The sequence below is a fragment of the Isoptericola sp. b408 genome (assembly GCF_030588085.1).
Lineage (GTDB): Bacteria > Actinomycetota > Actinomycetes > Actinomycetales > Cellulomonadaceae > Isoptericola > Isoptericola sediminis.
Genome location: NZ_JAUQYQ010000001.1, coordinates 1,021,612 through 1,038,964, shown reverse-complemented (window position 1 = coordinate 1,038,964; position 17,353 = coordinate 1,021,612). Strand labels below are relative to the sequence as shown.

14 protein-coding genes are annotated in these 17,353 nt (G+C 74.6%); 3 read left to right on the top strand and 11 right to left on the bottom strand.

Features of this window, described 5'->3' with window-relative positions; translation table 11 throughout:
• Positions 1 to 39: 39 nt before the first annotated feature.
• Both Q6347_RS04895 and Q6347_RS04890 read right to left on the bottom strand, forming a co-directional pair.
• Positions 40 to 3,606: an ABC transporter ATP-binding protein gene (locus Q6347_RS04895; protein ID WP_304606809.1), complete on the bottom strand. Its 3,567-nt coding sequence runs from the start codon at positions 3,604 to 3,606 to the stop codon at positions 40 to 42.
• 137 nt (positions 3,607 to 3,743) lie between these two features.
• Complete coding sequence (locus Q6347_RS04890; RefSeq protein ID WP_171245455.1) at positions 3,744 to 4,730, bottom strand: malate dehydrogenase; 987 nt, start codon at positions 4,728 to 4,730, stop codon at positions 3,744 to 3,746.
• A 206-nt stretch (positions 4,731 to 4,936) separates the two neighbouring features.
• Here Q6347_RS04890 and Q6347_RS04885 point away from each other — a divergent pair, with 206 nt between their 5' ends.
• On the top strand, positions 4,937 to 6,058 hold the full coding sequence (locus tag Q6347_RS04885; protein ID WP_304606808.1) for an aquaporin: 1,122 nt from the start codon (positions 4,937 to 4,939) through the stop codon (positions 6,056 to 6,058).
• A 79-nt stretch (positions 6,059 to 6,137) separates the two neighbouring features.
• Here the strand turns inward: Q6347_RS04885 and Q6347_RS04880 are convergent, their stop codons facing one another.
• Entirely contained in the window at positions 6,138 to 6,467 is a 330-nt protein-coding gene (locus Q6347_RS04880; protein ID WP_171246324.1) for a DUF3017 domain-containing protein, read from the bottom strand.
• A gap of 82 nt (positions 6,468 to 6,549) precedes the next feature.
• Between Q6347_RS04880 and Q6347_RS04875 the strand changes: the two genes are divergently transcribed.
• The gene (locus Q6347_RS04875) at positions 6,550 to 7,836 is read left to right on the top strand and encodes an NAD(P)/FAD-dependent oxidoreductase (protein ID WP_304606806.1); all 1,287 of its coding nucleotides are present in this window, start codon (positions 6,550 to 6,552) and stop codon (positions 7,834 to 7,836) included.
• A 108-nt stretch (positions 7,837 to 7,944) separates the two neighbouring features.
• Here the strand turns inward: Q6347_RS04875 and purH are convergent, their stop codons facing one another.
• The 4 genes from purH to Q6347_RS04855 form a co-directional block, all read right to left on the bottom strand.
• Complete coding sequence (purH, locus tag Q6347_RS04870; protein WP_304602461.1) at positions 7,945 to 9,576, bottom strand: bifunctional phosphoribosylaminoimidazolecarboxamide formyltransferase/IMP cyclohydrolase; 1,632 nt, start codon at positions 9,574 to 9,576, stop codon at positions 7,945 to 7,947.
• 197 nt (positions 9,577 to 9,773) lie between these two features.
• Positions 9,774 to 10,361: a helix-turn-helix domain-containing protein gene (locus Q6347_RS04865; RefSeq protein ID WP_304606805.1), complete on the bottom strand. Its 588-nt coding sequence runs from the start codon at positions 10,359 to 10,361 to the stop codon at positions 9,774 to 9,776.
• A gap of 169 nt (positions 10,362 to 10,530) precedes the next feature.
• A complete protein-coding gene (locus Q6347_RS04860; RefSeq protein ID WP_304606804.1) occupies positions 10,531 to 11,004 on the bottom strand; it encodes a hypothetical protein in 474 nt (157 codons plus the stop codon).
• 43 nt (positions 11,005 to 11,047) lie between these two features.
• Positions 11,048 to 12,367: an MFS transporter gene (locus Q6347_RS04855; RefSeq protein ID WP_304606803.1), complete on the bottom strand. Its 1,320-nt coding sequence runs from the start codon at positions 12,365 to 12,367 to the stop codon at positions 11,048 to 11,050.
• Between the two features lie 73 nt (positions 12,368 to 12,440).
• On the opposite strand from Q6347_RS04855, the gene Q6347_RS04850 reads away from it, so the two are divergent.
• Positions 12,441 to 12,998, top strand: coding sequence for a helix-turn-helix transcriptional regulator (locus Q6347_RS04850; protein ID WP_304606802.1), 558 nt, complete (start codon positions 12,441 to 12,443; stop codon positions 12,996 to 12,998).
• Here Q6347_RS04850 and purN read toward each other — a convergent pair whose 3' ends face one another.
• The 4 genes from purN to sucC all read right to left on the bottom strand — a co-directional run bounded on the left by purN (position 12,999) and on the right by sucC (position 17,145).
• Positions 12,999 to 13,640 carry a phosphoribosylglycinamide formyltransferase gene (purN, locus tag Q6347_RS04845; protein WP_304602465.1) on the bottom strand — a complete coding sequence of 214 codons (642 nt, stop codon included), beginning with the start codon at positions 13,638 to 13,640 and terminating at the stop codon, positions 12,999 to 13,001.
• Between the two features lie 9 nt (positions 13,641 to 13,649).
• Positions 13,650 to 14,936 carry a DUF6350 family protein gene (locus Q6347_RS04840; RefSeq protein ID WP_304602466.1) on the bottom strand — a complete coding sequence of 429 codons (1,287 nt, stop codon included), beginning with the start codon at positions 14,934 to 14,936 and terminating at the stop codon, positions 13,650 to 13,652.
• Between the two features lie 112 nt (positions 14,937 to 15,048).
• A complete protein-coding gene (gene sucD / locus Q6347_RS04835; RefSeq protein ID WP_171246331.1) occupies positions 15,049 to 15,945 on the bottom strand; it encodes a succinate--CoA ligase subunit alpha in 897 nt (298 codons plus the stop codon).
• Between the two features lie 27 nt (positions 15,946 to 15,972).
• Positions 15,973 to 17,145: an ADP-forming succinate--CoA ligase subunit beta gene (sucC, locus tag Q6347_RS04830; RefSeq protein ID WP_304602467.1), complete on the bottom strand. Its 1,173-nt coding sequence runs from the start codon at positions 17,143 to 17,145 to the stop codon at positions 15,973 to 15,975.
• Positions 17,146 to 17,353 lie beyond the last annotated feature (208 nt).

The following is a 17,353-nucleotide window of genomic DNA, read 5'->3' as shown; positions in this document are numbered from 1 at the left end:
ACTGTACCGTTGCTGCAACTTTGCAGCAACGGTCGGCCCTCACCCCGCCAGGTGTCCCCAGCGCCGCTCCAGCGCCGACCAGGGCCCCACCTCGGCGACCCGTCCCTCGACCAGCACCACGACCCGGTCCGCCCGCGCCAGCGCCGCTCTCTTCGACGTCGAACCGATCACCGTCAGACCCTGCGCGCGCAGCGCCGCCCACAGCTCGACCTCCGTCGCCGCGTCGAGGGCGCTCGAGACGTCGTCGGCCAGCAGCACCTCGGACCCGGTGGCCAGCGCCCGTGCCAGGGCCAGGCGCTGCACCTGCCCGCCCGAGAGCCGCACCCCGCGGTGCCCGACCACCGCGTCCGCGCCGCCGGCATCGGCGACGTCCGGCGCCAGCCGGGCGACGTCCACCGGCCCCACGACGTCGCGCGCGTGGTCCAGCGTGACGTTCTCGGCGAACGTCCCCGACAGCACCCGCGGCACCTGCGCCACGTGCGCCACCCGGGCCGGACGCAGGAACGTCTCGGCGTCGGTGACGACCTCCCCGTTCCACCGCACGTCGCCGCGGTGCGCCATGAGCCCCGCCGCGGCGGACAGCAGGCTGGACTTGCCCGACCCGACCTGCCCGAGCAGCAGCACCAGCTCGCCCCGCTCGACCTGCAGGTCCACGCCCGTCACGCCGATCGTGCCGTCGTCGTGCACCGCCTCCAGCCCACTCAGCTCCAGCCGGTCGAACGGCGCCGTCGGCGGCGACGCGGGAACGGGCGACGGCGCGGTGCCGTCGAACAGGTCGACGCCCTCGGGCAGCCGGGTGAGGTCCGCGCCGCCCGCGAACGCCTGGGTCGCCCGGAGCCAGGCCCGGGTGCCGGGCGCCTCGGTGATCACCGCGCCGGCGACCACGCCGAAGTACTGGAACCCGCTCACGGCAGCGGTGACGAGCAACGTCGTCGCCAGGTCCCAGGTGCCCGTGAGCAGCAGCATCCACGCCGTCACGACGCCCGCCTGCACCATGACCGTCGGGATGCCGTCCAGCACGGCCTGCACACGGTGCTCGCGGATCGCCGCCCCGACCCGGCCGGCGTCGACCTGGTCCAGGTGACGGTGCACCTGGGGGGTCCTCGCCGCGAGCTTCACGGTGCGCGCCGCGTCCAGCGCCGAGACCAGGGCGCGGCCGAAGCCCGCCCGCGCCTCCGCGGACCGCGTCGCCGTCCGCCCCGCCACCGGCCGCCCCGCGAGCGCGCAGGCGGCGGTCGTCACCATGACGGCGAGCAGCACCAGGCCGGCCAGCGGCTCGCGGCTGACGGCCCAGGTGACCAGCACGACGACCAGGCCGTTGAGGAAGTCCACCCAGCGGTCGACGTAGAGCACGAACCGGTCGGCGTCGAGCGCGCGGGCGACCACCTCGCCCGCCGGGGAACGACGCAGCCGGTGCCGCCGCGTCTGCCCCACCAGCACCGCGACGCGCACCCGCAGCATGATCTCGATCCACCACGACGGGTACAGCCGGACGGCGGCCGCCAGGCACAGGGGCGCGGCGAGGAGCATCGCCACGAGACCCGCCGTCTGGGCCACGGGCGTCCCGCCCGCGGCCACCGTCTCCACCGCGCGGCCCCACAGGAACCCGGCGAGCGCGCCCTGCGCCGCGAACAGCACGCTCAGCAGGAACAGGCCGGTCGCCGCGAGACCCCAGCGGGGCCGGGTCACCAGCGCGTGCAGCACGCTGCGGGCCAGGCCGGGCCCACGACCGGGCTCGGCGAGGGTTGGCGGTTCCCCGACGCGGCGCCGACCTCCGACACTGCCGGACGTCGCGCCGGCGGACCGGTCGGCCGACGGGACGTCGTCGCCGGCGTGCGGCACGGGCTCGCCGGGGTCGCCGTCGATGAGCACGTCGTCCCCGGTCCCACCTCCGGCGGCGAGCAGGTCGCGGAACGGCCCCTCCTGGCGCACCAGGTCGGCGCGCAGCCCTTGCTGGACGACCCGTCCGTGGTCGAGCACCACGACGCGATGGGCGCGGCGCACCGTCCCGAGCCGGTGCGCGACCACCACACCCGTCCGCCCGGCGAGCAGCCGGTGGGAGGCCGCGACGACGCGCTCCTCCGTGTGCGGGTCCATCCGGGCGGTCGCCTCGTCGAGCACCACGAGTCGCACGTCCCGCACGAGCAGCCGGGCGAACGCGACGAGCTGCTCCTCCCCCGCCGACAGGGACGTCCCGCCGGGACCGAGCAGGGTGTCCAGCCCGTCGGGCAACCCCGCCACCCAGTCGTCCAGCCCGAGCTCGTGCACGGCGGCCTCGACGTCCGCGCGGGGCAGGTCGGCGAACAGGGTGATGTTCTGCTCCAGCGTCCCGGCGAGGATCTCCGTGCGCTGGGTCACCACGCCGACGGCGCCGCGCAGGTGCTGCAGGTCGGCGTCGCGCACGTCGACACCGCCGAGGAACACGGTGCCCGGCGGCGGCTCCACCGCCCGGGACAGCAACGAGGCCAGGGTCGTCTTGCCCGAGCCGGTCCGCCCCACGAACGCGACCGTCTGCCCGGCCGCCACGGACAGCGAGACGTCACGCAGCGCGAACGTGCCCTCGTCGTAGGCGAACCGCAGCCCCCGCACCTCGATGTCGAGCGGGCGGTCCGGCAGCGTCGCGCCGCCGACGGGCTCCGGCTCGCTGTCCAGGAGCTGGCGGATGCGCACGACCGCGCCGAGCCCCTCCTGCAGGTCGGGCAGGTGCTGGGCGAGACGGTCGACCTGCCCGACGAACAGCGAGGTGGCCAGGAACAGCGTGACCAGGCGGTCCACGGGCATGCTGCCGGTGACCGCCAGGGCGACCCCCGCCACGACGACACCGGCCAGCAGGGCGTGCAGCAGCACGCCCGCCCGGGCCATGAGCCGGATCTCGACCCGGACCACCGCGAGCAGCGCGCGGTGCACCCGGGCGGACATCTCCGCCAGGCGCCGCAGCGCGAAGCCCTGCCCGCCGGCGGTCCGCAGGTCGTCCCGGGCCGCCACGCCCTCCTCGAGGACGGCCGCCTGGTCCGTCCAGGCCCGTTCCTCGACGACCTTGCGCCGCGCGATCTCGCCCAGCAGCGGTCGGACGGTCCACCACGTCACGGCTCCGAGCAGCGGGAACAGCACGCCCGCCGGCCACCAGGTGAGGGTCGCCACGACCCAGATGGGCCCGACGCCGACGACGGTGCGCCCCATCCCCCACAGCTGGCGGCGGGCGAGACCTCCGACCGAGTGGGTGTCGTCGTCGACCCGGTCGAGGATCTCCCCGACGGCCTGCTCGGTGAGGACGCCGAGCGGCTGGTGCAGGGCGGCGGTGAGCAGGTCGCGACGCAGCCGGCCCTCGGCCCGGTCGACGACGCCGGCCCACGCGACCTGGCCGGCCGCGTCGAGCAGGGCTCCGCCCATCAGGCAGAGCGCGAGCAGCAGGACGCCCGTCGTGGTCGGGTCCTCGGCGAGACCGCCGGCGACGACGGTCCCGAGCGCCGTGCCGACCGTGCCGACGGCCAGCGCACCGAGGGCCACCGCGCTCACGGGGCCGCGCAGGCGTCGCCAGTCGAGGCGTCGCGCCGGGTCCTGGGCGACGGTCGTGGGACGCGCCGGCGGCGCGGAGAGCTCGATCACTCCTCGAGGCTAGGCCGCGGTCGGGCGCCGCTCGACTCCTTTTCCGCCGGCACCGGCGCGGACGCGCCGCCGGGCCCCGGCCCACCGCGGGAGGGGACGAGGCCGGGTCCCGGCGGGCCGACCGACGGGACGACCCGTCAGACGAGTCCGAGCGACCGCACCGTGTCCCGCTCGGCGGCCAGCTCGGCCACGCTGGCGTCGATCCGCTCGCGGGAGAAGTCGTCGATCTCGAGGTCCTCGACGACGTGCCAGGCGCCGTCCGACGCCGTGACCGGGTAGGAGCACACAAGCCCCTCCGGCACGCCGTACTCACCGCGGGACACGATCCCGGCGCTGGTCCAGTCGCCCGCCGGGGTGCCGTGCACCCAGTCGTGGACGTGGTCGATGGCGGCGTTGGCGGCCGACGCCGCCGACGAGGCACCGCGGGCGTCGATGATCGCCGCGCCGCGCTTGGCCACCGTCGGGATGAAGTCGTCGGTCAGCCAGGCCTTGTCGGCCGTCAGCGTGCCGCCGGGGGTGCCGGCGACGTCGGCGTGGAACAGGTCGGGGTACTGCGTGGCCGAGTGGTTGCCCCAGATGGTCAGGCGGCGCACCTCCGCGACCGGGACCCCGGCCTTGTGCGCGACCTGCGACAGCGCACGGTTGTGGTCCAGCCGGGTCATCGCGGTGAACCGGTCGGCGGGCACGTCGGGGGCGTGCGCGGCGGCGATGAGCGCGTTGGTGTTGGCCGGGTTGCCGACCACGAGGACCCGCACGTCGTCGGCGGCGCCGTCGTTGATGGCCTTGCCCTGCGGACCGAAGATCCCGCCGTTGGCCTCGAGCAGGTCGGCCCGCTCCATGCCGGCGCCCCGGGGACGGGCCCCGACCAGCAGCGCGACGTTCGCACCGTCGAACGCCCGCCCGGCGTCGTCGTCGATGTCGATCCCGGCGAGCAGGGGGAAGGCGCAGTCGTCGAGCTCCATCGCGGTGCCCTCCGCCGCCTTGACACCCTGGGGGATCTCGAGAAGCTTCAGCCGCACGGGGGTGTCCGGGCCGAGCATCGCGCCCGAGGCGATGCGGAACAGCAGCGCGTACCCGATCTGACCGGCGGCTCCGGTCACGGTGACGTTCACAGGAGTCCTCATGGCCCCACTCTGGCCTACCCGGGGGCGCACGTCATCCCTTGCGCGCCGGTGTCCCGGAGACCGGCCGACGAGGCGCGGTACGGTGCACCCCGGTGGCAGCGTTCGCCCGCGCGGCGTTCAGGTCGCGTTCAGGGACCGCTGCCAGCATCGCCGCGGCGCCCCGGGCGGCGCCCGCACACTTCTCGACACGAGCAAAGGACACCTCCATGGCCGCGCAGACCGTGACAGCACCGGACGTCGGGACGACGCCACGGGCCCGACTCTTCACCCGCATGACCGCGGAGGCCTTCGGCACCTTCGTCCTGGTCCTCGCGATCCTCGGCACGGCGACCTTCAACTTCGTGAACCAGGGATCGATCATCCCGATCGCCCTCGCCGCCGGCATCTCCCTCATGGCGGTCATCGCCGCCGTCGGCCACCTGTCCGGCGGGCACTTCAACCCGGCCGTGACCTTCGGTCTCACCCTGGCCGGACGGTCCCGGTGGGTCGACCTGCTGCCGTACTGGGTGGCCCAGCTCGTCGGCGGCGCAGCCGCCGGTGCGCTGATGCTGCTCATCGTCCCGAGCACCTTCCCGGCGGCGATCGGCGCGGCGAACGTCGGTGCCGTCCTCGCCGACACCGCCAACGGATACGGCGACCAGTCGCCGCTGGCGCAGCTGTCCCAGGGCCAGGTGACCTTCGACCTGGGCACCGCCGCGATCGTCGAGGTGGTCATCGCCGCGATCTTCGTCGGCGTGATCCTCGGCGTGACGAACGTGCGCGCCAACATCACCTACCCGGCGGTGGTCATCGGCCTCACCCTCACCGCGCTGCACATCGTGTCCTGGCTGGTCACGAACACCGGGCTGAACCCGGCCCGGTCCCTGGCCTCGGTGATCTCCCCCGACGCCTGGACCGCGAGCGGCGGCTTCGGCCAGCTGTGGCTGTTCCTGGTGGCCCCGCTCGTCGGCGCGGCCCTCGCGGCGCTCTTCGCGCGGGCGTTCGCCCCGATGGGCACGACGACGCCGGTCGAGGGCTGGGGCGAGCAGCCCGGCACCGCCGCGGGCACCACCGAGGCCGCGACCGCCGCGGCGGTCGCCTCCGCCACGGCGGCAGCGGTGACGACCGAGGACGCCGTGACCCCCGAGCGGCCCACCGCCGGCGCGGACGTCCCGTCGGACGAGACCACGTCGGATGAGACCACGACCGACGAGAAGGCGACCGGCACGGACACCACCGACAAGGACGCGACCGACGAGAAGGCGACCGACAAGGACGCCACCGACGAGAAGGCGACCGAGAAGGACGCCACCGACGACGACGGCACGGACTCCTCGAAGACGTCCTGAGCCGACGTCCCCCGGCACGACGAACGCCGGGTGGTGGTCCCGCGGGACCACCACCCGGCGTTTCGTCGTGCGGGAGGTGCTAGACGCCCGGCGCGGTGAGGGCCAGCACGGCGACGACGGTCGCGGCGGACCAGCACAGGAAGACGTCGAAGCCGCGGCTGCGGATCGCCAGACCCGCGGGCCCGCCCGGCGCGACGGCCCGCCAGGTGCCGGCCACCGCCAGGGTGCCGGCGATCGTCAGGGAGCCCACGCGGGCACCGACGAGCAGCCCGAGCAGGACGGCCAGCAGGATCCCGGCGAGCACCACCAGGATCGCCGGCACCGGGCTGCGCGCGTCACGATGCTGCCGAGGACCGGCGTCGAGGGCGTGCCAGGGCGGCCGCGCGGGGTGCGGGGTGTCGGGAACCACGGCCTCGAGACTACCTGGCCGACCAGGCACAACCGTCGCCCGCGACGCGAGGACGCCGTCGCAGCCCGGATAGGTTGGTCGGGTGCCATCCAGCCACGACTCCCCCGCCGCGACCTCCCGGCCCCGGACCTCCCGGCCACCGCGCTCCGTCGTCGTCGTCGGAGCCGGTCTGGCCGGCGCCCAGACGGCCACGGCCCTGCGCACCCACGGCTTCGACGGGCGCCTGACCGTCCTCGGGGAGGAGGGGCTGCCGCCGTACGACCGGCCTCCGCTGTCGAAGGAGCTGCTGTCCCGGCCGCAACCGCTGTGGCTGCGCGACGACCTCGGCATCGACCTCGACGCCCTGGTCGACGAGGTCCGGCTCGCCGACCCGGCGGTCTCCGTCGCACCCGGCCCGGTCCTGACGACACGGTCCGGCGACCGGTTCGCCCCCGACGCCGTGGTGCTGGCCTGCGGGTCGCGGCCGGTGCTGCCGCCGGGCTGGGACGCGGACGTGCTGCACACCGCCGCCGACGCGGACCGGCTCCGGCGCGACCTGCGTCCCGGCGCCCGGCTCGTGATCGTCGGCGCGGGCTGGATCGGCGCGGAGATCGCCGGCGTGGCCGCCGGCGCCGGCGTCGACGTCACGGTCGTCGAGGCGGACGAGGCGCCGCTGGCGCGCCAGCTCGGCACGGAGGTCGGCGACCACCTGGCGCCGTGGTACGCCGCGGCGGGCGTCCGGCTGCGCGTCGGGTCGCGGGCCGCCGCCGTCCGCCGTGACGGCGTCATCCTCGCCTCCGGCGAGGAGGTCACGGCCGACGTCGTGCTGGTCGCCGTCGGCGCGCGCCCCGCGACCGCCTGGCTGCGCGAGACCTTCCCCGAGACGGTCTTCGACCCGACCGGCGGGCTGCTCGTCGACGCCGGGGGTGCGGTGCCGGGCGTCGACGGCGTGTGGGCCGTGGGCGACGTGGCCTCGCGCCCGCACCCGGAGCTCGGTGTGGTCCCCGGCGGTCACTGGTCGGCCGCGTTGCACGACCCGGACGCCACGGCCCGGGCGATGCTGGGGCTGCCCGTCGAGCCGCCGCACGCGCCCTACGTGTTCTCCCGACAGCTCGGGCACGACCTGGCACTGTTCGGCCTGCCCGAGGGTGCGCCGGCGGCGTGGCGGGGCACCCCCGGCGAGGGCCCGTGGGCGGCGTTCTGGACCGACCCGCACCCGGACGACGGCACGTCGACGCACGACGCCGCCGTCCGGGCGGTGCTGCTCGTGGACTCCCCGAAGGAGGTCGGGGCGGTCCGCCGGGCGATGAACCGCCCCGGACCCCTGCACCTCGACCTGGAGCGGGCCGCCGACCCGGCCGTCAAGCTGCGCACCGCCGTCGTGACCTGACCCCCTGAGGGCCCCCCTCACGACCCCCTGCGGCCGTCGTGCGTGCGGGAACGGTCCCCCATCAGCGGTGATGAGGGACCGTTCCAGCACGCTCGATGCGGCGACGGGTCAGTGGGCGAAGTGCCGCGTCCCCGTCAGGTACATCGTGACGCCCGCGGCCTTCGCCGCCTCGACGACCTCCTCGTCCCGGATCGACCCGCCGGGCTGGACGACGGCGCGCACGCCGGCGTCGAGCAGCACCTGCAGCCCGTCGGCGAACGGGAAGAAGGCGTCGCTCGCCGCGACGGCGCCGCGTGCGCGCTCGGCACCCTCGGCGAGGGAGTTGGCCCGCTCCACCGACAGCCGGCAGGAGTCCACCCGGTTGACCTGCCCCATGCCGATCCCGACGGCGGCACCGTCGGCGGCGAGCAGGATCGCGTTGGACTTCGCGGCACGCACGGCACGCCACGCGAAGGCGAGGTCGGCCAACGTCGCCTCGTCGGCGGGCTCGCCGGAGGCCAGCGTCCAGGACGCCGGGTCGTCGCCGGCGGCCTGGAACCGGTCGACCGCCTGGACGAGCAGGCCGCCGGAGATCGGCCGCGTCTCGGCAGGTGCCTCCGGGGCGCCCTCGACCACGAGCAGGCGGATGTTCTTCTTGGCCTGCAGCACCTCGAGCGCCTCGGGCTCGAAGCCCGGCGCCACGACGACCTCGGTGAAGACCGGGGCGATCTGCTCGGCGGCGGCCTTCGTGACCGTCCGGTTGGCCGCGATGACGCCGCCGAACGCGGACACCGGGTCGGTGGCGTGGGCGCGGGCGTGCGCCTGGGCGACGTCGGCCCCGACGGCGATGCCGCAGGGGTTGGCGTGCTTGATGATCGCCACGGCCGGGTCGGCGTGGTCGTGGGCGGCCCGCCACGCGGCGTCGGCGTCGACGTAGTTGTTGTAGCTCATCGCCTTGCCGTGCAGCTGGGTGGCCTGGGCCAGACCCGTCGCACCGTCGGTGCGGGTGTACAGCGCGGCACCCTGGTGCGGGTTCTCGCCGTAGCGCAGCACGTCGGAGCGCTCGTAGGTCGCACCGACGACGTCGGGCATGCCGGACGTGGTCGCGGCCTCGTCGGGAGCGTAGGCGCCGGCGAACCACGCCGAGACGGCGACGTCGTAGGTCGCGGTGTGCGCGAAGGCCGCGGCGGCGAGGCGCTTGCGCTCGGCGAACGTGAACCCGCCCGCCCGCGCGGCGGCGGTGACGTCGTCGTACCGGGCCGGGTCGACGACGACGGCGACGCTCGGGTGGTTCTTCGCGGCGGCGCGGACCATCGAGGGGCCGCCGATGTCGATCTGCTCGACGACGGCGTCGGGAGCGGCTCCCGACGCGACGGTGTCGGCGAACGGGTACAGGTTCACCACGACGAGGTCGAAGGGCTCGATCTCGAGGTCGCGGAGCTGGTCCAGGTGGTCCTGCTTGCGGGTGTCGGCGAGGATGCCGGCGTGCACCCGCGGGTGCAGGGTCTTGACGCGACCCTCGAGGCACTCGGGGAACCCGGTGAGCTCCTCGACGCGGGTGACGGGCACTCCCGCGTCGGCGATCCGCGCCGCGGTCGAGCCGGTGGACACCAGCTCGACGCCGGCGCCGTGCAGGGCGGTGGCGAGCTCGGCGAGGCCGGTCTTGTCGTAGACGCTCAGCAGCGCCCGACGGATCGGGCGGCGGGCGTCGTCGGCGAGCTGGACGTCGGGGGTCGAGGGTGCGGGGTGGGCACCGGACATCATGGTCTCCTCGGGGTCGGACCTTCGCGGAAACCCTGGCACCCAGGCGGGCGGCGCGCACGGTGTGGCTCGACGGGGGCCGAGTCGGCCGCTCCCCGGTGGTGGCTCCACCCTCGCCAGTCACGACCGGGGCCGATCCTACCGGCGCGGCCGCGCCGACGGGGAACCGGTGCGGCACCCGGCCGGGACCCGTGCGGTCAGCGCGGCGCCGGCACGACCTCGAACCCCAGCAGGCGCCAGGCGCGCACGGCGTACTGCTCGCGCTCCCAGGACGGGCACCGGGTCAGCGCGGAGGCGACCATCTCGATGCCGAGCAGGACGTCCTCGACCTCTGTCCCAGGAGGCACGTCACCGCGCTCCTGGGCGGCGTCCAGCCGGGTTCCCACGACGACGGCGAGCCGCGCCGTCAGGTCCAGGAGCCGGGGGTCCGGACCGGCCTCCGGGTCGCTCGTCGCCAGGTCGATGCTCACCACCGAGTCGATGGCGTGCCGCGTGATCAGCCCCAGCAGGTCCGGCAGGGTCGCGTCGGGGTCCGCGGCCCGCTCCTCCACGGTCGAGACCTGCTCCTCGAACAGCGCGAGGACCAGCGCCAGACGGTCAGGGAAGTGCCGGTACAGGCTCCCCTGGCCGACCCCTGCCCTCCGGGCGACCGAGTTCAGGGGGGCGTCGGCCCCGTACCGGGCGAAGATCTCGCGTGCTGCCGCCAGCAGCGCCGCGCGGTTGCGCGCGGCGACCCTCGGCCCCTGGTTGGACCGCCTGCCGTCCTTGCTCACCGACGTGGCCACGGTGCCACTCTAGACACGGCAGACCGGACGCCGTCGTCCGGTGACCTCGCGGCCGCGCAGCCGGCACATGATCACGCCGCCGGCCCCCTGGAAGGTGCCGACGGCGTGGTGCGTCGCTCCGTGCTGGACGTCTCACGAACCCGTCGGAGCGCAGCGCTCCGGAGCATCGTCAGTTGACACCCAGCTCCACCTTGTCGAACGGCTCCAGGGTTGCCGTCCTGGAACCGTCGGACCCGGTGTGCAGGACCAGGTACTCGAGCGGGTCCGCGTCCGCGATCGCGATCACGGACACCTTCTCGTCTCGCCCCGTGTTCTCGAGGCGCCCCTGGATGGGCGTCTTGAGGTTCACCACGTGCAGGCGACCGCCGGCCATCCTCTCGGCCGACGTCGCGACCGCACGCGCGAGGACGTCGGCAGCGACGGCCACGGCCACGAACGCGATGACGGCGATCACCATCGCCGTGATCTGTCCTGAGCTGAACTCCACCTCCCTCAGCTGGTTCACCGCCCAGGTACCCACCGACGTGACGACGGGTACCAGGACCACCAGCACCTTGGTCAGACTGAAGGCGTTGCCCTCCACCACGGCGTCGCCCTTGGCCTCCTCGCTCTTGTTCGTGAAGAACTCCCACAGGTTCGTCATGACGCACCTCCCGGCGGATGACCGAGGCCACGTCGGCCTCACTTCAAGCCTCCGTCGGCCCCGGTGCACCCGCACCGTGGCCAAGGGGTGGGCGGACGACCTCGATCGCGTCGTCGGCCCAGCTCGCGGGCAGCCCGATCCGACGCACGGGCCGGGCGCACCACACGCCCACCACCGCGACGCCGAGCACCCCGGCGAGGACGACGAGCGTCGTCGGCAACCCGGCCGAGGCCAGCAGCCCCGCACCGACCAGGGGCGCCGACGGCAGCGCGACGACCCCGGACAGCTCCAGGACCGAGGAGAGCCGGCCCTGCATCTGCGGCGGGGTGATGGCGGCGACGTACCCGGCCAGGCCGGCGTTCGCCGCCGGCACCCCGAGCACGCCGAGGCCGAGCGCCACCACGAGGACCACGAAGTCCTGGGTCGCGGCCATGACGACGGCGGACACGGCCACCATCGCCAGCGAGAGCGGCGTGACCACACCCACGCGCACCCTCGCGACCACGGCCGGCGCGAGGAGCGCACCGACCAGCATCGACGCCCCGGCGGTGCCGGACAGCAGGCCGATCTGCGCCGCCGGCGTGCCGGCGGCGGTCAGGTCGAGCGTGATCGCCACCAGCAGCGCGTTGATGGCCACGTTGATGACCGCGAACAGCCCCAGGCAGATCCGGAACAGCGGGACCGACCACACGTACCGCAGCCCCTCGCGCAACGCGGCGAGGGGTCGGGTGCCCCGCGCCTCGGCGAGGTCGGCGTGCAGCGGCTCGCGCACCAGCCAGGTGCAGAGCGCGGTCATCAGGTGCCCGACGGCCCCGGCGACCAGCGGCACGGCGTGCGCGATGCCGTAGAGCAGCCCGCCGATCGGCCCGGCGGCGAGACCGGCCGCCGCGTCCCGGCCCTGGGCCGCGGCATAGGCGGTCGCGAGCTGGTCCTGCGGCACGACGGAGCGGAAGGCACCGGCCACCGCCGGGTCGACGAAGGACCCGGCGACGGAGGAGACGAGCAGCAACGCCATCAGGTGCCACGCCCCGAGCGTCCCGGCCAGCACCGCGACGGCGCCGCTCGCCCACGCCAGGGCCGCCACCGTCGCCGCCACGACGACGAGGCGACGGCGGTCCACCCGGTCCGCGACGACACCCGCGGGCAGGGTGGCGAGAAGGGCTCCGGCGTGCCCGACGGCGGAGATCACCCCTGCCTGCCAGACGGAGCCGGTCACGGCGTAGGCCAGCAGCGGCACGGCGAACGCCGCCATGCCCGCCCCGAAGGCCTGCGCCGTGAGGCCGGACATCACGAGCAGGTAGGAACGGTTGGCCAGGAGGCTGCGCGGCGGGTGTCCCGAGGTCGGGTCGGCGAGGGTGGTCACCTGCGCAACAGTACGTGCGCACCTGTTATTGCGCAATAGTTCTTGCGCAATAGTCGTTGATAAACTCCGCGGCATGGAGGACACGTTCCTGGTGCAGACCCCGGAGGCGCTGAAGGCGATCGCCCACCCGCTGCGTCAGCGCATCCTCATGGACCTCGTCGTGGCAGGGCACGCCCGGGCGGCCGACCTCGCGCGGTCCGTCGACGCCCCGGCCAACTCGGTCAGCTTCCACCTGCGCACGCTCGCGAAGGCCGGGATGGTCGTGGAGGCGCCGGAGCTGGCGCGCGACGGGCGCGACCGCGTCTGGCGGCCCGTCGCCGAGAACTTCCGGGTCGAGCCGGGGACCGCCGGCACCGCCACGGAGATCCTGCGACCCGCGCTGGCCTGGGTCGAGCGGCTCTTCACGACGGCGAACGACGGCGGGCCCGCCGACGAGGGCACCAAGCGCCGTGCGCTCGTGATCAACAACGTGTCGCTGACCTCCGACGAGGCCCGTGCGTTCCGGGACGAGCTCGTCGCGTTCCACGAGAAGTGGGCCGACCGCGCGTTCTCGCGAGCACGGCAGGACCCGGACGCCCCCCGCGACGCCTACCAGGTCCTCCTGGCGCTCGGTCCTCGCGACGAGGGCTGATCAGCCGATGGCGGCGCGGCGGCCCTCGACGCGCAGCCCCTCCCGGGCCACGCGCCCGACGGTCTCCACGAGCAGCGACCGCTCGGCGACCTTGATCCGCTCGTGCAGCGCCGACTCCTCGTCGTCGTCCAGGACGGGCACGGCCGCCTGGGCGATGATCGGCCCGGTGTCCACGCCGTCGTCGACCACGTGCACCGTGCAGCCGGTCATCTTCACGCCGTAGGCGAGCGCGTCGCGCACGCCGTGCGCCCCGGGGAACGACGGCAGCAGCGCCGGGTGCGTGTTGACGACCCGGCCCGGGAAGCGGGCCAGGAAGTCCGGGGACAGGATCCGCATGAAGCCGGCCAGCACGACCCAGTCGGGCCGGAAGACGTCCACCGCCTCCGTGATCCCCCGGTCCCAGGCGGCGCGGTCGGCGAAGTCGGCCGGCGAGACCGCCACCGACGCCACCCCGGCGTCCCGGGCCAGGTCCAGGGCCCCGGCGTCGGGCCGGTCGGAGACGACCCCGACCACCCGGGCGCCGTACGCCTCGTCCTCGTGCGCGGCCAGCAGCGCCGCGAGGTTCGACCCACCGCCCGAGGCGAGCACGACGAGGCGCGCGCCGGACGTGGGGGGTACAGGATGGCCGGACGGTGTCTGCACGCGCCCACCCTACGTCCCCGGCGGGGTGCTCCCGTCGTCCGGCGCGGCCGGTGATCTCCGGGCGGCCAGCCACCGGCGCGCGACGGCCCCGAGCAGCACCAGCACCGCCCCGCCGCCGATCTCGGCCGCGACGACCCCGCCCGTCACCCAGGCGTCGGCGCCCACGACCGCGAACCGCTCCGCGCCGGCGGACCCGCCGGCGACCTCCTGGAGCACGACGGTCACCGCGCCGGCGGCGACGGCCACGCCGCCGGCGATCCAGGCCAGGTCGGGCACCCGGACGAGGTTCGGCTCGAGCCGGCGCCAGGCGAACCACCCCGCCGCCGCACCGCAGCCGACGACCAGCACCGGCGTCCACTGCGCGACCGGTGTCGACCAGGCCGGGCCCGGCAGCACGCCGAGCAGCGGCAGCCCCGGCAGGGGGCCGGCGTCGGTCGCCGCCGCCGAGAAGGTGCTGTCCGCACCGACCGCGAACCCCGGGCCGGCGAGCCACGCCGTCGACCAGAGCACCAGGTTCGGGACCAGGGCCGCCTGGGTGAGCAGCAGCACGACGACGGCGAACCAGCTCCCGCCCAGACCCGCCGCGACCTCGGCGGCGGTCCCTCGCCCGAGGACGATCCAGACCGTCGTCAGCACCCCGCCCAGCGCGGTCAGCAGGCCGAGCCCCACCAGTCCCGCCCGCAGCCCGAGCCGCGCCGTGTCCGGCAGGACGGGGTCCAGCCGCGGTGTCAGCCCGGCGAGCAGCGGGCCGTCCGGCGCCGAGAACATGCCGAGGGCGAACCCGCCCCCGCCCAGCACGACACCGCCCAGGACGGCGGCGCCGACCTGGACCGCAACCTCACCGACCGCCGGCGACGGGGAGGCACCGGCCGCCAGCACGACCGTCGCCGCCACGAGGGCCAGCGTGTAGGTGATCGTGCCCCCGAGCCACGCGGCCAGCGTCGGCACCGCCGACCGCTTGGCGGTGACGTGCGTGACGAACAGCGCCAGGGCGGTCAGCCCGAGCGGCACGACGGTCACCGTCGCACCGGCCGCCGCGAGGGGCACACCGTGCCCCAGCAGCCACAGGCCGGTCGCCGCCGTCCCGCCGGCCCCCAGGCCGCCGTCGGACCCGGACGCGCTCGGGGAGTCCAGCACCGCCGCCACCGCCAGCAGCGCGACGACCGCGTAGGACAGCCCGGCGGCCTGCAGCGCCGCCCACACCCCCGAGGAGGCCAGGGTGAACCGGTCCCGGAAGGTGCGGGTCGGTTCCGGCTCGACGACGGGGGCGTTGCGGCTGCTGGCGGTGGTGCTCACCGGCCCATCGTCACCCGGGGCCGACGGGCGCCGGTCCCTGCCACGCCGAGGACGACGACGCCCGCCCGGCCCGGCAGGCGCGGGCGGGGCGGGCGTCGGGTGCGTCGGACGCTCAGCGGCTCTGCAGCAGCTCGCGCATGAGACGGGCGGTCTCGGACGGCGTCTTGCCGACCTTGACGCCGACGGCCTCGAGGGCCTCCTTCTTCGCCTGGGCGGTGCCGGAGGAGCCGGAGACGATCGCGCCGGCGTGGCCCATCGTCTTGCCCTCCGGGGCGGTGAAGCCCGCGACGTAGCCCACGACCGGCTTCGTCACGTGCTCGGCGATGTAGGCCGCGGCACGCTCCTCGGCGTCGCCGCCGATCTCGCCGATCATCACGATCGCCTCGGTGGCCGGGTCGTTCTCGAACGCCTCGAGCGCGTCGATGTGCGTCGTCCCGATGACCGGGTCGCCGCCGATGCCGATCGCGGTGGAGAAGCCCAGGTCACGCAGCTCGTACATCATCTGGTACGTCAGCGTGCCGGACTTCGAGACCAGACCGATCGGGCCGGAGCCGGTGATGGTGTGGGGGGTGATGCCGGCCAGCGACTCGCCCGGGGTGATGATGCCGGGGCAGTTCGGACCGATCATCCGGGTGTCCTTGCCGTCGAGGTAGGCGAAGACCTCGGCGGTGTCCTGGACGGGCACGCCCTCCGTGATGACCACGAGGAGGCCGATGCCGGCGTCGATGGCCTCCACGCAGGCGTCCTTGGTGAACGCCGGCGGCACGAAGACGACCGAGACGTCGGCGCCGGTCTCGGCCATGGCCTCCTTGACCGAGCCGAAGACCGGCAGCGTGACCGGGTTGCCCTCGTGGTCGGTGTGCTCGACCGTCTGGCCGGCCTTGCGGGCGTTGACGCCGCCGACGATGTTGGCGCCGGAGGAGAGCATCAGGGCGGTGTGCTTGGCACCCATGCCGCCGGTGATGCCCTGGACGATGATCTTGGAGTCGGAGTTCAGGTAGATCGACATGTCAGTGAATCTTCGCTTTCCGGCGTCTCAGGCGGTCGCGGCGGCCTTGGCTGCTGCCGTCTCAGCGCCGCCGTCCATGGTCTCGGCAAGGGTCACGAGGGGGTGGTTAGCCTCGGTGAGGATCGCGCGCCCCTTCTCGACGTTGTTGCCGTCGAGACGGACGACCAGCGGCTTGGACGCCTCGTCGCCGAGGATCTCCAGCGCGCCGACGATGCCCTTGGCGACCTCGTCGCAGGCGGTGATGCCGCCGAAGACGTTCACGAACACGGACTTGACCTGCTCGTCGTGCAGGATGACGTCGAGGCCGGCCGCCATGACCTGCGCGTTGGCGCCGCCGCCGATGTCGAGGAAGTTCGCGGGCTTGACGCCGCCGTGCGCCTCACCGGCGTAGGCGACGACGTCGAGGGTCGACATGACCAGCCCCGCGCCGTTGCCGATGATGCCGACCTCGCCGTCGAGCTTGACGTAGTTGAGGTCGTGCTCCTTCGCCTTCGCCTCCAGGGGGTCCGTGGTGGCGGAGTCCTCGAGCTCGGCGTGGTCCGGGTGCCGGAAGTCGGCGTTGGCGTCGAGCGTGACCTTGCCGTCCAGGGCGATGATGTCGCCCTGGGAGGTCTTGACCAGCGGGTTGACCTCGACGAGGGTCGCGTCCTCCTCGGAGAACACGGTCCACAGCTGCTGGATCGCCGCGGCGACCTTGTCCTTGACGTCGGCGTCGAAGCCGGCGGCCTCGACGATCTCGGCCGCCTTGGCGGCGTCGATGCCCACGGCCGGGTCGACCGCGACACGGGCCAGCGCCTCGGGCCGCTCGACGGCGAGCTCCTCGATCTCCACGCCGCCCTCGACGGAGCACATGGCGAGGTAGTTGCGGTTGGCGCGGTCCAGGAGCACCGAGAAGTAGTACTCCTCGGCGATCTGCGCACCGGCGGCGATCATGACGCGGTGGACCGTGTGGCCCTTGATGTCCATGCCGAGGATCTCCTCGGCCTTCTGGGCGGCCTCCTCGGGGGAGTGCGCCAGCTTCACACCGCCGGCCTTGCCACGGCCGCCGATCTTGACCTGGGCCTTGACGACGACAGTGCCGCCGCCGAGCTTCTCTGCGCCCGCACGAGCCTCTTCCGGCGTCGTCGCGACGACGCCGCCGAGCACGGGCACGCCGTGCTTCTCGAAGATGTCGCGAGCCTGGTATTCGAACAGGTCCACCCTGCTGCGTCCTTCCATCGGTTGTGCCCCTGGGTCGGCAGAGGCCGGCCTGAGCGATGTCTCGACGTCAAGACATCTGCGCTCCAGAGTAGTGCGCCGCCGTCCGGCCACGGCACCCACAGCGCATTCTGCCCCCTCGACGTGATCGATTCCACAGGCCCCGGGGGGACGCCCTCGCCCGCCGCGGCAGGCATCTCGGACGTTTCGC

Coding starts and splice junctions, on each gene's coding strand:
- Q6347_RS04890 (WP_171245455.1), bottom strand. CDS start 4,730: ATGAGGACTCCTGTGAACGTCACCGTGACCGGAGCCGCCGGTCAGATC.
- Q6347_RS04885 (WP_304606808.1), top strand. CDS start 4,937: ATGGCCGCGCAGACCGTGACAGCACCGGACGTCGGGACGACGCCACGG.
- purH (WP_304602461.1), bottom strand. CDS start 9,576: ATGTCCGGTGCCCACCCCGCACCCTCGACCCCCGACGTCCAGCTCGCC.
- Q6347_RS04860 (WP_304606804.1), bottom strand. CDS start 11,004: ATGACGAACCTGTGGGAGTTCTTCACGAACAAGAGCGAGGAGGCCAAG.
- Q6347_RS04850 (WP_304606802.1), top strand. CDS start 12,441: ATGGAGGACACGTTCCTGGTGCAGACCCCGGAGGCGCTGAAGGCGATC.
- sucD (WP_171246331.1), bottom strand. CDS start 15,945: ATGTCGATCTACCTGAACTCCGACTCCAAGATCATCGTCCAGGGCATC.